General features: G+C 62.6%; 4 protein-coding genes. All 4 read right to left on the bottom strand.

Features of this window, described 5'->3' with window-relative positions; genetic code table 11:
* Positions 1-198: hypothetical protein (locus LG661_RS24435; protein ID WP_230534598.1), on the bottom strand; the 198-nt coding region annotated here is incomplete at its 3' end.
* 31 nt (positions 199-229) lie between these two features.
* Positions 230-427, bottom strand: a complete 198-nt coding sequence (locus LG661_RS24430; RefSeq protein ID WP_230534597.1) for a hypothetical protein — start codon at positions 425-427, stop codon at positions 230-232.
* Between the two features lie 140 nt (positions 428-567).
* The gene (locus LG661_RS24425; RefSeq protein WP_230534596.1) at positions 568-852 is read right to left on the bottom strand and encodes a hypothetical protein; all 285 of its coding nucleotides are present in this window, start codon (positions 850-852) and stop codon (positions 568-570) included.
* A gap of 601 nt (positions 853-1453) precedes the next feature.
* Positions 1454-2392, bottom strand: coding sequence for an NAD-dependent epimerase/dehydratase family protein (locus LG661_RS24420; protein ID WP_230534595.1), 939 nt, complete (start codon positions 2390-2392; stop codon positions 1454-1456).
* Positions 2393-2611: the final 219 nt, after the last annotated feature.

Genomic DNA, 2611 nt, shown 5'->3' with positions numbered 1-2611 from the left:
GTGATGGGTGGCGATGAGCAGCTTGGATGGATCCTGCCGATCCACCGCAAGGCCACGGATATGCGTCTGGCTCGGCAGTTCCTTGACTGCGATGGTCTCGGCCGCATTCACGCCCTTCGCCAGCCAGGTCGCGGAGGGTAGCAGGATGCCCGTCGCCACCAGCAGCGCCAGAATAGATCGTGATGGTTTCGTCATCATGGAATTCACCTGTGCTGAAGGATGTTGGACCTCAGTGCCGTTGCGGGCGCGCTTTTCTCTCGCCCGGAATGGATTGGCAGGCCGACTTCAGCGCCGGACCTTCGGCGTCCAGATCGAGGGCCTCAAGGGCATAGAGGAGATGATCCGCAACGTCGGTCCGACCGTCTGCGAGTGCCTGCTTGGAGGCCCTTAGCACCTGCTGTTCAAGCTGGTCGTAGTTACGAGGCATCCAAGACCTCCTCCACAGGATTGTCCGTGCTGTGACTGAAAACGGGCCCAACCTCGGATCCAGCCATCGGAAGTGCGACCGAGGTTGAAAGCAGCCGCCGCGCGGAGCAGCTAGAATAACGCGGCGGCTGCACGTCTCGCTTAGCCCCTCTGCCCGGGAACGGGCGGGGTCTCACGCGACGGATTGGGGGCGTTCTGATCGTTCATGGCTTGCATCATGCGGTTGCAGTTCTCCATCATCTGCATCATGGAGCCCATGTCGCCGCCCATCATTCCGCCACTGCCCATCATGGCGCCATGATCCATCGTTCCCGGCATGCTGTTCGTGTTGCCGGATGGGGCGCCCTGGGCGTAGAGCGCCGGTGCTGCGATTAGACCGGCAGCTACGGCCACGGCAGCGAAAGACGTTTTTCTGATCATGCTCATGTTTATCTCCTGGGCTAAATTGAGGTTTCTGGGTGTCGAGATGGGCCGGCGCTTAGGGCTGGCCAGGCCGGGATAGCTTGACCGGCACGGGCTGCAGCTGCTGATCACCAGGTGATCTCTGGCTGCCGCACCCCTTCGAGCCTCGCATCATGCACAGCCCCAGGGCACACATGGCGATACAGGGCGCCAGGGAGAGCAGAAGCGGTGCAATCCCAAGGGCAACGAGCCAGCCCCGGTTGAGGGCAGCACCCCCGACAAGCGCAGCAGCCGCCAGAGCAATTAGGACCTGTCGCCCACTGAACGGAAACGGGCGGGCAAGATTGAGCGTTCCGCCCTTTCTCTGAACCAAGGGCACGGAGGCTTCAGCACGTGTGTTCATGGCGTCCTTCCTAAACAGAAGCGGAGGGCACAGGCCCTGCCGGGGAGATGCAGCGGTTACCGCGTTACTGTCTGTTAGTTCGGACGGGCGCCCCGTTTGGTTACACGCTCACGGATCCGTGAGCGCTTTTTGTGCCGAGCACCCTAGCGGGCCTGATTTCCAGTGCTGCCTCCCCTAAGCTTCGGTTGTGTCCTGTGCCTTCTTGAGACAGTCGGCGCAGGCTCAGGAGGTGGCTCGCAATTCCGAGAGGGTCTCGCGGATGCCTTCCCGCAGCGGTGTCACAGTGGCCCCAAACGTCTGCTCGAATTTGGAGGTATTCATCACGAAATGCTGCTCAAACTGGTAGAGGACCTCGCGGGCCTCGCGGATCTGCCGGTTGAACAGGCCAGCAAGCGTCATCATCCCCCGCCCAAGTCGCCGTATCCGCGGTTGTTGGCCCAGCTCCTCATAGACTTCCGTGATGAAGGTCCGCCCCGTCACTGGTGGGCCGCTTGGAATGTGCCAGACCTCGCCCCAGGCGCGGGCATTCGTTCCAAGGGTAACCAGGCCACGGGCGAAGTCGGGAAGATAGGTAAGCGTATGCGGCACATCCAGTGAGCCAAGCCAGGAGGCAGTTTTTCCCTGCAGGGCCGGCTTGATCACCAGTTGATTGGCGGCTGAATTTGCCTGCGGCCCGTAAAAATCCGACCCGCGGCCAATTACGACGCCCACGCGCCTGCTGGCGTGGGCTGCCAGGAACTTTTCTTCCAGCCGGACCCGCAACTGTCCTTTGGCGCCGGTCGCCCGACGAGGGGTATCTTCCGTCATGGATCCACTCGGTGGGCCGTACATATAGAGGTTGTCGACGACCACCAGCACCGCATCGGCGGCGGAGGCTCCCGCGATCACGTTGTCAGCCATGGCTGGCAGGACCCGCTGCCATTGGGAGTACGGGACGTTTGCAGCATGATAAACAACGGCCGCGTCCTTGCACGCCTTCCGAACGTCCTCGGACCGCATGAGATCGGCCGGGACCGTCTCGACGCCGTTTGGCCATGGGCCAGCGGCTCTGCGGCTCACCGCCCGTACACGGCGGCCCTGACGCGCCAATTCGCCAACGAGGGCACGCCCTGCGCCTCCGGTCGCGCCGAGCACAACATGGTACCCTCCTGCCTCTGGCATAACCCCAACTCCCGAGATTTGCGGATCTGCGCGGGCAGCTCCTCCGCTCTAGGGGACCATATCCTGGCTCATTGCAAAAGCTCCTGAACCCATCGTCCAGTCTGATGCTTTGGCCTTCAGTCTGGAGCCGGATACCCACTGATCTGCCAGGGAGGAGCTGCCGCTTAGCGGCGGGCTAGCCGCCCCACCAGCGCGCGGGCTGCCTTGATCCACCCCCAT

Source organism: Microvirga roseola, from assembly GCF_020866965.1.
Lineage (GTDB): Bacteria > Pseudomonadota > Alphaproteobacteria > Rhizobiales > Beijerinckiaceae > Microvirga > Microvirga roseola.
The sequence above is the reverse complement of the archived record's forward strand: the minus strand, read 5'-3'. Positions and strand labels throughout refer to the sequence as shown.